Consider the following 12507-nt stretch of genomic DNA (forward strand, 5'->3'; position numbering starts at 1 on the left):
TTTTCCAGAGTCACCACACATCGGGGTGAGTATTAACACACCCCACACCGAACCTCATCGCTATGGCTTTTGATACGACCCGAATTTCGACTGTCACCTTCGACTCCTACAGCACGCTCGTCGATGTCGATGCTGCCGAGAACGCGCTCGCTGACCGCGTGAACGACCCAGAACCCGTCTCGAAGCTCTGGCGTTCCCGGTCGCTCGAGTACACCTTCGTCGGAAATCACATCGACGAGTACCGCCCCTTCTACGAAGTGAACCGCGCCGCGCTCCAGTACGCGCTCGACGCGCACGACGTGCCGGTTTCAGAGACAGAGCGTGACGAGATTCTCGCGGTCTACCACGAACTCGACGTGTTCGACGACGTGCGAGACTCCATCGAACGACTGCGTGATGCGGGCTACGCGTGTTACGTCGTCTCGAACGGCAACCCCGAGATGCTGGATTCGATGGTCGACCATGCGGACATCCGCGACCTCCTCGACGGCATCGTCAGCGCGGACGAAATTGGCGTGTTCAAACCCGACGCCGAACTCTACCGACACGCCGCCGCGAGAACCGGCACGCCCATCGACGAGATTGCACACGTGACCGCCGGATGGTTCGACGTAATGGGAGCACAACACGCAGGAATGCAAGGCGTCTGGGCCAACCGAAAGAACTCTCCGTGGGAACCATTCGGTCCGGAACCGGACCTCACAGTCCCCGGAATCGCGGAGTTCGCAGACGAACTCGATGTCTAGGTGAGTCCCACCTTTGGGTTGTGTTAACTGATGGCAATGTTATTCGTGTTGAAGACCCAATGTGTCGCATGGAGACACGGCGAGTCAAAGGTGGATTCTTGGCAGTCGTCGGGTTCATTCTGTCGCCGTTGTCGTGGTGGAACGACCTCGTGGTCAACCTCCCGTTGGCGTACGCGTTCGGTGTCGGTGTCGCTCTCATCTCTCGCGACTGGTTTCTCCCGGGCGTCATCGCAGGCTACTGGTTGACGAACGTCGTCGGATTCATCTTACTTCACAAAGGTGCAATCGACGTGATTTCCGGTGAAGCAAAGCCGTACACCACTCACAGTCTCGCCAAAGACTTCGTCATCTCGATCGGCTACACCGGGCTCGTCGTCGTTCTCGTGGTGTTCGGTATCTTGACCGTCCCCGACAGCATCCTGTCGGCACTCGGCGGGTAGCATCGTTCTCGTCAGGTCGGAGCCAAAAAATATCGGCTGAACAGCAGCGGGGCGATTCTGCAGTTCGCAGTTGGGAGCTGAAACGCGCCTGAACCGTGGTTGGTCGGCGACGTTCCAGCAGGGTTGGTTATCCGTTCGTCTCGACGGTCACGTTCGCGTCGTCGGTGACTGCTTCACCGTCTTCGGTGTACGGACCATCTTCAGTGTCCTCCGAGCCATCGAAGTCGTACTGTTGATTGCCATTCGTGTCGAGGTGCGGCATCGCGGTCAGCGTCGCGTTCTCGGCTAGCGGTTCGTCGAGCGTCACTGCGACGCTCTGCTGGTCGCCTGGCGGGAGATAGGCGGACGCGCCGAGGACGGCACCGCTCTCGTCGTGGATGACGAGGAACCCGCCTTCAGAGAGGGTCGCATTTGCGACCAACACTGCGATTCCTGGGACCGACTGGTCGTCGAACTGAACAGACGCCGAGGGTTCTTCGGTTGGCGTCTCAGTCGGTGTTGGTGTCTCGGTTGGCGTCTCAGTCGGTTCTCCTGCCCCGACAGTGACGTTCGCATCGTCGGTGACTGCGACACCGTCTACTGTGTACGGGCCGTCATCAGTTTGCTCCGAGTCGATGAAGTCGAACTCCTGATTGCCGTTCGTGTCGAGGTGTGCCATCGCGGTGAGCGTTGCGTCCTCTGCTAACGGCGTCGGCAGGCTAATCTCTAAGTTCGTGTATTCACCGGGCGCGAGGTAACCGGTCCTCGCATTTCCAATTATCGAGCCGTCCTCCCTGTGGAGGACGATAAATCCTCCCGCAGAGAGAGTCGCGCTCGCAACTGTCACTGTCGTGCCGTCGCTCGTCTGGTCGTTGAATTCGACAGTTGCAGTCTGGTCTCCGGTTGGTGTTTCAGTTGGCGTTTCGGTTGGTGTTTCAGTTGGCGTTTCGGTTGGCGTTTCGGTTGGTGTTTCGGTTGGTGTTTCAGTCGGTTCCATCTCGACAGCCACGTCAGCGTCGTCGGTGACGGGCGTTCCATTCTCTGTGTACGGGCCGTCTTCTGCACCATCAGAGGTGATGAAGTCGAGTTGCTGGTTGCCGTTCGTGTCGAGGTGGGGCATCGCGGTCAGTGTCGCGTTTGCCGTCAACGGGACTGAGAGCGTGACGACGATACGCTCGCTGTCACCGGGTTCGAGGTACTCGGACGCTCCGATAACGGCACCACTCTCGTTGTGGATTGCGATGAACCCGCCTTCAGAGAGGGACGCATTCGAGACGATCACTGCCGAGCCGTTGCTCGTCTGGTCGTTGAATTCGACGGATGCAGTCGGCTCTTCAGTTGGCGTCGGTGTCGCTGTCGGCGTTTCATTTGGCGTCGCTGTCGGCGTCGGTGTCGCTGTCGGCGTTTCATTTGGCGTCGGGGTTGGTGTCTCAGTTGGCGTCTCGGTTGGCTCACTGGACACTGTCAGCGTCGCCAGTTCACCCATATCTCGCGTCTCGACACCGTGGATGTACGTCCCCTCGTCGAGTCCACTCGTATCGACTTCGAACGTAATCGTCTCTGTCTCGCCGGGGTTCAGCGCCCACCCTCGCCGTTCGACGACGTCACCTTCGAGTCGGAACTCGACACACTGAATCAGCGGGGCGTCGTTCGGGTTGGAGATGTCGGCAGTGACCGTCACTGCCGCACCGGGTTGCACCGTCGAAGGTGCACTGAGGTTACTCACGTCGAACGATTCGTACGTCCCGTTCGCCGGATATGTGCACTGCTGGTCTCCTGTCTGTACTTGTGCTTGTTGTTGGAATGTCTCACTCGACCCTGTGAGCGCCTGTGTATCGCTGTTCGGCGCTGCAAAGCCGATTCCCGACGCCGCAACTGTGATCAGTGCGGCGACGAGGATGACTCCCATAATCTGTGGTCTGACTTTCATGTATTCGCAGTGACAAAGTACTTCGAGGGGTGACAAAAGGTGACGAGATTGTTTCAGTACGCCCTCGATATGTGTGTCATATTATGCGAATGTATTGTGAGGTTAGGTTGTGTTTGATGTACGTACGTGCCTATATTGACAGGTATATCGGGACATTCCAGAACCGACGATAGTTTCTGCAAGACTGTTTCGTTTAACTGTCAAAGTCTTGGGTTATTGTTTGATTCTGATACACTCAGTATCTGATTGTGAGACTGTCTTGACAGTTGGACAGACCGGTCTGTGAGACTGGATTTGTCTGAGCGGTCGTTCTGTTTCGGTAGCCCGATGGAGAGCTTGGGCATCATGGGAACGCCATCTCGCGAACTGCCGCGAACGAAGTGAGTGTGAGTGTGACCCTCACTCGAAAATCAGAGATCTGCTCGCTGACTCCCACCTCGCTACGCTCGGTGGGAACGCCGACGTGCTCCTTCAGTATCGTCACGAGGAGTGATGGGTTGGGGCAGATTCGAACGTTGGTCGCTCCGCGTTCGCTTCGCTCCCGAGTTCGAATCTCCCGTGACAACTTTTCAGAACACGACTCCTCGTGAGACTCCGTTCGCTATGCTCACGGAGTCACAACTCGTCGTGGTAGTGTTCTGAAAAATGGGTTGGGGCAGATTCGAACTGCCGACCTGCTCCGTGTGAAGGAGCCGTCATAACCTGGCTAGACCACCAACCCGGCTACGAACGTTGGTTCCCTGCCGCGCCAATTAAGGCTTACGTTGTGCCCCGATTATGGGACACGCGAACCGGTTTACGAGCTCGTTCGGCCCACGCGACGTCGGACTTTTCCGGCCGCCATTCTGCTTCGGGTGGCTGCCTCCCGGGCACCGTACTCGACGCGTTCACGACGCGTCTGGGGGACGGCTTCTTCTTCGGGCTCCATCTCGCGGTTCAGCCGCTCCATGAGGCGCTCTCGGTACGGTTCCGTCTCCTCGTCGATTCCTGCGTAGAGGTGTTCGAATCCTTTCCGGAAGTAGTATCTCGCGTCGGTGAAGTGACGGTTCATACGCTCAATACTCTCGCAGACGAGAAAACGATTACGTCAGTTGTCACCGAGTGTCATGGCGCCCTGAATAAGCGATACGCTTTTGTAATTCTTAGGCGTGCCTAAAACACGGGTCGTCTGATCGGTTCCCGGTCGGTCACCCGACAGCGTCTGTCTCCCCAGGACGGCGATACCGTGGGCACGATTCGACCGTCCTGAACGATTTTCTCCGACTGATACGAAGCGGTGCCGTCAGTGGGTGTTTACCAGTCCTTCGTCAGTACGTTGGCGACTCTTCACGGACACCGTCGCGTTTGTTGACCAGACGAGCGAAGACGAACAACGCGTCGGACAATCGATTGAGATAGGCGACGACTTCGGTGTTGACGGGCTCTTCGGCCGCCAACGAGACTACACGCCGTTCACCACGCCGAGAGACAGTCCGAGCGTGATGGAGTTTTGCCCCCGTCTCACCGCCTCCCGGGAGGATGAACGAGGTCAGCGGGTCGAGTTCGGATTCGGCCTCGTCTATCCACGTTTCGAGGTGTTCGATGTGCTCAGACCGAATCTGCGGGTCGCCGTCGTCCGGATCGGGGTTCGCGAGGTCTGCCTGAATGATAAAGAGATGATTCTGCACCGCCTCGAGTATCTCGTCGACGTCGTCGTACCCCGTCGGTCGAACAGTTCCGATGAGCGCGTTCACCTCGTCGACGGTGCCGTACGCTTCGATTCGACTGCTCGTCTTCGACACACGGGTCATATCCCGCAGGTCTGTCATTCCCTCGTCGCCACGACCGGTGTATATCTTCATTGTGCGAGTGTGTAGTCGATGTACTCGATGATGTTCTCACTCTCGCTCATCGTCACGCCACGGTTCTCGTCGACGAGGACCGGAACAGCGCGCTGACCGCTCACGCGCTTTACCTCGTTACGCTTGGAGTGAAGTCCTTCGACCCAGTGTGTCTCGTAGTCTACATCCGCCTCCGAGAGCGCGTCGTGGACGTTCTCACAGTACGGGCAGCCATCGAGCGCATACAGAACGATTCCCATGACTCGTGGTTAGGAGCGACTGGCCAAAGAGATTTGGACACTGTGCACGGTGCCGACTCTCGAGTGGTTTCGGACCGGTCTCTGTGTGGTCGATGCTATCTCGGTTGGAGTCGTATCAGCTCAGTATGATGACCGACGCACAGACACTCGACCAAACTCGTATCAGAACCGCGTACCACGACGAAATCGATGGTGCGTATCTCTACGACGTTCTGGCTGACCTCGCAGAGACACCAGAACTCGAAGCAGTGTACGAGCGACTCGCTGACTCGGAACGGAGCCACGCCGACAGACTGCGAGAACTTCTCGACGACGACGAACCACTCAGTGCGACACCATCGTGGCGCGCTCGGACGCTCGCTCTCCTCGCTCGACGATTTGGACCTGCCATCGTCCTCTCCACGCTGACCGAGCGCGAGGTCGATGGGGCTGCAGACTATCTCGCTGCCGGTGTGACTGATATCGCGACCGACGAACACGGCCACGCGAGAACACTTCGTGCACTCTCAGAGTCGACCAGTGGCGTTCAGGGGACGACACTCGCGATGTTGGAAGGTCGGCACCGTGCGACCAGCGGAAACACACTCCGTGCCGCAGTTCTCGGAGCGAACGACGGGTTGGTGTCGAACCTCAGTCTGGTGATGGGCGTCGCAGGCGCGTCACTCTCACCTGACGCCGTGCTTATCGCTGGCCTCGCAGGCCTCGTCGCTGGGTCCGGTTCGATGGCGATGGGAGAGTGGCTCTCGGTGCAGAGTTCCCGCGAACTGTACGAGAGACAACTCTCGGTCGAAGCCGCAGAACTCGAAGCGAGTCCGGAAGAAGAGGCCGAAGAACTTGCGCTCATCTATCGGGCGAAGGGTGTCCCCGAGGAGCGAGCCAGAGAGCTCGCACACCGGCTCGTCTCTGACCGTGAGACTGCACTCGACACACTCGCGAGAGAGGAACTCGCGATCGACCCGGAAGACCTCGGCGGGTCGGCGTGGGGTGCGGCAGCGAGTTCGTTCGTCCTCTTTGCACTCGGTGCTGTCATTCCGGTGCTTCCGTTCTTCTTCGTCTCCGGTCTCTCGGGCGTCGTCGCGAGTCTCGTTCTGAGTGCGGTCGGTCTCTTCGCTATCGGTGCAGGAATCACCGTGCTGACCGGACGGAATCTTCTCTACTCCGGTGGCCGTCAGGTTGGAATCGGCCTTGTTGCTGCTGCGTTGACCTACGGTATTGGGTCGCTCGTCGGTGTCGGCATAGTTGGATAACTCCCCGTCGAGCCACGATTTTTAGACACGTCTAAATTCAAACTTAGACCAACACATCTTTATTCTAGGTGCTATCTACTTCAGATAGTTATGACAGTCGAATCTCGTTCGGAACGCGAACGACCGGTGTCGCGTCGGAATGTGCTCGCCGCGGGTGCCGGACTCGCAAGTATCGGACTCGCTGGCTGCCTCGGCGGTACTGAAGGGACAGTGAGCAGTGGCGGCGGTTCTTCCGGTGGAGAGTCAGCAGACGGTCCCGTCGTCGTCGCGTCGTTCTTCAGTTTCTACGATTTCGCACGGAAAGTGGCGGCGGACACACCGGTGACGCTGAAGAATCTAATTCCAACCGGGCTCCACGGCCACGGCTGGGAACCGGACGCGAGTGTTACGAGGGACATCGTCGATGCGGACGCGTTCATCCACGTCGGAGAGGACTTCCAACCGTGGGCTGACCGCGCCATTCAGACACTCGAAGACGACGGCGTGGATACCCAACTCATCAACGTACGCGAGGGCGTCGAACTCGTCGAACTCGCCGCCAGCCTCGACAGAGAGGAAGAAGGTGTGGGCGCAGGACGTGGAAGAGACCCGCACTTCTGGCTCGACCCCCAGCGCGCGAAGACGTCAGTCGACAACATCACCGAAGGGTTGGTCGAACTCGCTCCTGAACACGAAGCGACGTTCCGAGAGAACGCATCGGTGTACAAAACCGACGTTCTCGACAAAATCGACCGCGACTACCAGGACATCTTCGACAGAGCAGAGCGGAAAGTCGTCCAACTGGCCGCTCACAACGCCTTCCAGTACATCGGCGTCCGCTACGGCGTCGAGATGCGCCCGCTCGTCATCAATCTCGCTGCGAGTGGCGACGTAAAGCCGTCCGACATCACGGAGGCGAAACGCGTCATCGACGAGAACGACATCGAGTACGTCGGGGCTGGTGTCTTCGAGACGCGAAAACCGGCGAAGCAGTTAATTGCCGAGACGCCGGTCGAAGCATATTACCCAGTGACTCCGTACGCGGGCGTCCGTGAATACTGGGTGGAGAACGACTGGGGATACGAAGAGATTGCGTACAACATCAACATGCCGACGTTCGAAGTCGTCCTCGGCAACAAGTCGCCGGAGGAAGTCGGATACGACGGGTGGCACGACGAGTGGAGGAACTTCGAATGAGCGAGGCACGCACCACGGGTGTCCGTTCAGCCACAGCAGAAGACGCTGTCGTCGAACTCTCGAACGTCGAATTCGGGTACACCGCGACGCCTGTCGTCGAAGATATTTCGCTCCGAATCGACACCGGAGAGTACGTTGCAGTCGTCGGACCGAACGGGTCCGGAAAATCGACGCTGATGAAACTCATGCTCGGCCTCCTTCGGCCAGACGACGGCGAGGCCCGACTGTTCGACGAACCGTCGCACGCCTTCGACGACGGCGCTCGAATCGGATACGTCGCTCAGCACGCGAGCGCGTCCAAAGAGATGCCGATTACGGTCCGCGAAGTCGTGAAGATGGGACGGTTCCCACACGTCGGATTCGGTCGCCTCTCTGATGCTGACCTTCGAATCGTCGACGACGCGCTCGAAACCGTGGGGATGACTTCGTTCGCGAACCGGCGCGTGACGAAACTCTCGGGTGGACAACGACAACGAGCATTTATCGCCCGTGCACTCGCCGGCGAGGCAGACCTGTTAGTGCTGGACGAACCGACCGTCGGCGTCGACGCCGAATCCGTCGATGCGTTCTACGACCTGCTCGAATCACTCAACGAAGACGGAATCACGATTCTCCTCATCGAACACGACCTGGGTGCCGTGACGGAGCACGCTCGCCGAATCGTCTGTCTCAACAGAGAAGTCTACTTCGACGGCCCAACTGACGAGTTCGTCGAGAGTGACGCCCTCGCCCGGGCGTTCGGGACTGCTGCGACGTTCATGGGGGGGTCGCCATGACTGTCGAACTACTCACTGTGCTTCAGGCGGGGCCACTAGACGTGGCGCTCGCACCCCTGTACTGGTTCCTCGCGCTCTGGTCGGATCTCATGTTCGTCGCTGGCGACGTCCTGGGACTCGAATTCCTCGAGTACCGGTTCATGCACCGTGCCATTCTCGTCGGGCTCTGTATCGGGGTGATGGCACCACTCATCGGGACGTTCCTCGTCCACAGGCAACTCGCACTCATCGGTGACGCACTCGCACATACGGCGTTCGCCGGTGTCGCGATCGGGTTGTTCCTCAACGGGGTGTTGAACCTCGGGGTTTCGCCGTATCTGAGTGCCGTCGTCGTCGCCGTCATCGCCGCACTGCTCATCGAACTCATCTCGGAGGCGACGGACGCCTACAACGACGTGTCGATGGCAATCGTCCTCTCGACCGGGTTCGCGCTGGGGACGGTTCTCATCAGTCTCAACGCCGGTGGCCTCGCGGTCGGAATCAATCAGTATCTCTTCGGAAACCTCTCGACTGTCTCCGCAGAGAACGCGGCCATTCTCCTCGTTCTCTTCGCCACCATCGTCGGCACCATCGCCCTCACGCGCAACCAACTGCTTTACGTCACCTTCGACGAGACGGCCGCCGAAGTGTCCGGCATCTCGGTCACGTGGTACAACCGCGTGATGGTCATGCTGACCGCGCTCGTCGTCGTCGGTGCGATGCAGATCATGGGCGTGATTCTCGTCGCCGCCATGCTCGTCGTCCCCGTCGCGGGGGCGGCCCAAATGGCACGGAGCTTTTCCGAATCACTCCTTCTGTCGGTCATCCTCGCCGAACTTGCCGTCCTTCTCGGCATCGGTGCGTCCTACTACGGTGAGGCAACTGCGGGGGGCGTCATCGTGTTGTTCGCAGTGGGTATCTACGTCGTCTCTATCCTCATCGGGAAACTGCAAGCGCGCGTTCGCGAAGACACGTCGCCAGAACTCGGGAGTATCGACGCTGGCGACGCCCACCCGAGTTCTGACTGACGAGATTCTCGACAGCCGTACTCCACACGGCCATTTCACGCCCTGCACGTCACAGAGGTAGGGTGGAGCGCAATCTACTCGATTCTATATCGCACTATTCGGTTTATAATAGTCACAGCTTCCGACTTCGAACCAATATCTTCAACACCAACCCCGACGGATTCGCTCGTATGAGCGACCTCGAGATCGAACGCGACTGCCCGGTCTGTGACAACGACACGTTCTACCTCTCGGCTAGCATGATGATCCACCTCGGCAAGAAGACCAAGTGGCGCTGCACCGAGTGTGGCTACGGCTACATCCACATCACAGACGACGTCGAAACGTACGCGAAAGCGTAAAATCGAAGCTGTTCTGCTGTTATTCGTCGTCGCCGAGCGATTGCCACGAGAGCCGCGGATTCCGGGCCGCAGACACCTGGTCGATACGCCGGGCACTGGTCTTCGAGGGCGCTGTTTCGAGCGCCTCGTCGGAGTCAGCGTACGCGGCGTTGAATGCGTGTGCTAAGTCGTCCAGCGACGCCTTGTCTTCGACTTCCGTCGGTTCGGTGAGCATCGCCTCGGGGACGAGTTCGGGCCACTTCGTCGTCGGCGGGTGGACGCCGTAGTCGAGCATGCGCTTGGCAACGTCTGCTGCGTCGCGGTCACCGGACGTGGCCGCGAATTCGTGGTGGAACGGTCTATACGGGACATCGAGGTCGAGTTGCGACGCGAGGTAGTTCGCGTTCAACACGGCCTTGGCGCTGGCATCTGCCAGTCCTTCGTCACCGAGTCGGGCGATGTAGGCGTACGCCTTCACCAACACGAGCCAGTTCCCGGCGAAGCCGTGAACCTTGCCAATCGAGGACTCTGGTTCGAACTGCTCGTATCCGGAGGCCGTCTCGCGGACCATCGGACTGGGCAGATACTCGGCGAGTTCTTCGACGACCCCGACTGGGCCCGCACCGGGTCCACCGCCGCCGTGAGGGGTTGCGAACGTCTTGTGGACGTTGTAGTGCATGATGTCGAAGCCCATGTCGCCGGGTCGCGCCCGGCCAAGGAGTGCGTTGAAGTTCGCACCGTCGTAGTAGAGCAGCCCACCTGCGTCGTGGACCATCTCGGCGATTTCGACGATATCTCGCTCGAACAGCCCGAGGGTGTTCGGGTTCGTGAGCATGAGTGCGGCCGTCTCCTCGGAGATCGCAGCCTCGAGCGCCTCGATATCGACTCTGCCCTCGTCGTCAGAGGGGAGTTCGACCACGTCGTACCCGGCCATCGCGGCGGATGCGAAGTTCGTCCCGTGGGCAGACGCCGGGATGATAATCTCAGACCGGTCGTCGTCGTGGGCCTCGTGGTAGGCTTTCGCGATGAGAATGCCGGCGAACTCACCTGCTGCACCTGCCGGCGGTTGGAGCGTCACCGCGTCCATCCCACCGATCGCTGCGAGATACTCCTGGAGACCGTGGAGCAGGCCGAGCGTCCCCTGAATCGTCCGGTCCGAGCGGCCGGGATGGACCGCTGCGTTGGGGTCGGCCGCCACGTCTTCGGTGAACGACGGGTTGTACTTCATCGTACACGACCCCAGCGGGTACGGTCCCAGTTCGACGCTGTAGTTCATCTGCGAGAGGCGCGTGTAGTGACGCGCCAGTTGGGGCTCCGAGAGCCCCGGCAGCGTGAGTTCGTCGCGCGTCAACTCGTCGGGAAGGACGCCGTCTGCGTCGACTTCGACGGTGGTGCTGTCCTTTTCGGACAGGAGCGGTTCGTACACGTCGTCACGGCTAAATCGGGCTTGGTCGAAGTTCATCAGGCTACCTCCTCGAAGGCCGCGACCAGTCCGTCCGCGGCGTCGGCGTTTACCTCGGTGATACAGACCTGAATGTGGTGGTCGTCGAGGGCGTGGACCGCGTACCCACGACCGGCGAGGTCGTTCGTGATGGCCGGTGCAGGTTGGTCGGTGTAGACGACGAACTCACGGAAGTGGTGCCGGTCGTACACCGGTGCCTTGATTCCCGAGATGTCGTTGAGACGGCCTGCAAGGTCACGAGCGTCGGTGACGGCGTCCTGTGCCATTCCGACGAGTCGGTCCGGGCCAAGCCACGCGATGTGCATGGCGGTTCGAAGCGCCACCCACGCCTGATTCGTACAGATGTTCGAGGTTGCACGCTCCTTGCGGATGTGCTGTTCGCGGGTCTGAAGCGTCAACGTGAACGCTCGCATGTCTTCGGCGTCTTCGGAGACGCCAACGAGGCGACCCGGCACCTGCCGAAGATAGTCTTCACGGGTTGCGAAGATGCCGAGGCCCATGCCGTAGGCCGTTCCGATACCGAGCGCGTCTGCTTCTCCGACGACGACGTCGGCACCGACGCTCGCCGGTTCTTGCAGCAGCGAGAGGGCGACGACGTCGCTTCCGAGGCAGAACAGCGCGTCGTTGTCGTGGGCGACGACACCGATTTCGGAGAGTCGTTCTTCGATGACACCCCGGACGGTCGGACTCTCGGCGTAGACCATCACCGTCTCGTCGTCGACGAGGTCGGAGAGGGCGTCTACGTCCACAGCACCGTCGTCCATCGGGTATTCTGCAATCTCCATGTCGGCACCGTCGAGGTAGTTTTCGAGGACGCCCAGACGGCCCTCGTGGATGTGCTCGGGGACGAGGACTCGATGGCCGCTGGCACCGCGCCGGAGGCGATTCGCGAGGAGTGCGGCCTCTGCGAGCGCCGTCGCGGCGTCGTACATCGAACAGTTCGCAACCGGGAGGCCGGTCAGTTCGACCAGCATCGACTGATACTCGAAGAGTGCCTGCAGGAACCCCTGCGCAATCTCCGGTTGGTACTGCGTGTAGGAGGTGAGGAACTCCGAGCGTCGCGAGAGGTCGTCGACCAGCGCCGGGACGTAATGGGCGTGGTGGCCACGGCCGAGGAACTCAGTCAACTCCTCGTTACGGGCAAAGAGGTTCGCGAGCGACTGTCTGAGTTCTCGTTCGTCTGTAGAGGCGATACCGAACTCGTCGTCGAAGCGAACGTCGTCGGGGATGTCGAAGAGGGCTTCGACGGAGTCTGTCCCGATGGCATCCAGCATTGCCGCTTCGTCGGCGTCAGTGTGAGGCGCGTAGGGACTTCCGTCCCGGCGTCCGTTTCCAGCCGTCATC

At 60.0% G+C, this 12507-nt stretch carries 13 protein-coding genes and 1 tRNA gene; 7 read left to right on the forward strand and 7 right to left on the reverse strand.

Annotation, left to right across the window (positions count from 1 at the left end):
* Positions 1–62: 62 nt before the first annotated feature.
* Together ACK3SC_RS13130 and ACK3SC_RS13135 are read left to right on the forward strand one after the other, a co-directional pair.
* The gene (locus tag ACK3SC_RS13130) at positions 63–746 is read left to right on the forward strand and encodes a haloacid dehalogenase type II (RefSeq protein WP_416840641.1); all 684 of its coding nucleotides are present in this window, start codon (positions 63–65) and stop codon (positions 744–746) included.
* Between the two features lie 68 nt (positions 747–814).
* Entirely contained in the window at positions 815–1186 is a 372-nt protein-coding gene (locus tag ACK3SC_RS13135; RefSeq protein WP_416840642.1) for a hypothetical protein, read from the forward strand.
* A gap of 127 nt (positions 1187–1313) precedes the next feature.
* Here ACK3SC_RS13135 and ACK3SC_RS13140 read toward each other — a convergent pair whose 3' ends face one another.
* From ACK3SC_RS13140 to ACK3SC_RS13160, 5 genes are all read right to left on the reverse strand, one after another.
* On the reverse strand, positions 1314–3095 hold the full coding sequence (locus ACK3SC_RS13140; protein WP_416840643.1) for a hypothetical protein: 1782 nt from the start codon (positions 3093–3095) through the stop codon (positions 1314–1316).
* Positions 3096–3741: 646 nt separating this feature from the next.
* Positions 3742–3816 (reverse strand) — tRNA-Val (locus ACK3SC_RS13145).
* Between the two features lie 75 nt (positions 3817–3891).
* Positions 3892–4146, reverse strand: coding sequence for a hypothetical protein (locus tag ACK3SC_RS13150; RefSeq protein ID WP_416840644.1), 255 nt, complete (start codon positions 4144–4146; stop codon positions 3892–3894).
* A gap of 256 nt (positions 4147–4402) precedes the next feature.
* Entirely contained in the window at positions 4403–4936 is a 534-nt protein-coding gene (locus ACK3SC_RS13155; RefSeq protein ID WP_416840645.1) for a cob(I)yrinic acid a,c-diamide adenosyltransferase, read from the reverse strand.
* On the reverse strand, positions 4933–5175 hold the full coding sequence (locus ACK3SC_RS13160; protein WP_416840646.1) for a glutathione S-transferase N-terminal domain-containing protein: 243 nt from the start codon (positions 5173–5175) through the stop codon (positions 4933–4935). Before ACK3SC_RS13160 ends, ACK3SC_RS13155 begins: the two co-directional genes overlap by 4 nt.
* Positions 5176–5300: 125 nt before the next feature.
* Between ACK3SC_RS13160 and ACK3SC_RS13165 the strand changes: the two genes are divergently transcribed.
* From ACK3SC_RS13165 to ACK3SC_RS13185, 5 genes are all read left to right on the forward strand, one after another.
* Positions 5301–6422 (forward strand): VIT1/CCC1 transporter family protein, encoded by a 1122-nt coding sequence (locus tag ACK3SC_RS13165; RefSeq protein ID WP_416840647.1) that lies wholly within the window; start codon positions 5301–5303, stop codon positions 6420–6422.
* 90 nt (positions 6423–6512) lie between these two features.
* Positions 6513–7598 carry a metal ABC transporter substrate-binding protein gene (locus ACK3SC_RS13170; RefSeq protein WP_416840648.1) on the forward strand — a complete coding sequence of 362 codons (1086 nt, stop codon included), beginning with the start codon at positions 6513–6515 and terminating at the stop codon, positions 7596–7598.
* The gene (locus ACK3SC_RS13175) at positions 7595–8374 is read left to right on the forward strand and encodes a metal ABC transporter ATP-binding protein (RefSeq protein ID WP_416840649.1); all 780 of its coding nucleotides are present in this window, start codon (positions 7595–7597) and stop codon (positions 8372–8374) included. Before ACK3SC_RS13170 ends, ACK3SC_RS13175 begins: the two co-directional genes overlap by 4 nt.
* Positions 8371–9381 carry a metal ABC transporter permease gene (locus ACK3SC_RS13180; RefSeq protein ID WP_416840650.1) on the forward strand — a complete coding sequence of 337 codons (1011 nt, stop codon included), beginning with the start codon at positions 8371–8373 and terminating at the stop codon, positions 9379–9381. The genes ACK3SC_RS13175 and ACK3SC_RS13180 overlap by 4 nt, the downstream gene beginning before the upstream one ends.
* Before the next feature lie 170 nt (positions 9382–9551).
* A complete protein-coding gene (locus tag ACK3SC_RS13185) occupies positions 9552–9722 on the forward strand; it encodes a hypothetical protein (RefSeq protein WP_416840651.1) in 171 nt (56 codons plus the stop codon).
* Positions 9723–9741: 19 nt separating this feature from the next.
* Here ACK3SC_RS13185 and gcvPB read toward each other — a convergent pair whose 3' ends face one another.
* Together gcvPB and gcvPA are read right to left on the reverse strand one after the other, a co-directional pair.
* Entirely contained in the window at positions 9742–11163 is a 1422-nt protein-coding gene (gene gcvPB, locus ACK3SC_RS13190) for an aminomethyl-transferring glycine dehydrogenase subunit GcvPB (RefSeq protein WP_416840652.1), read from the reverse strand.
* Positions 11163–12506 (reverse strand): aminomethyl-transferring glycine dehydrogenase subunit GcvPA, encoded by a 1344-nt coding sequence (gene gcvPA, locus ACK3SC_RS13195; protein ID WP_416840653.1) that lies wholly within the window; start codon positions 12504–12506, stop codon positions 11163–11165. The genes gcvPB and gcvPA overlap by 1 nt, the downstream gene beginning before the upstream one ends.
* Between the last annotated feature and the right edge of the window lies 1 nt (position 12507).

Source organism: Haloferax sp. DFSO52, assembly GCF_048158745.1.
GTDB lineage: Archaea > Halobacteriota > Halobacteria > Halobacteriales > Haloferacaceae > Haloferax.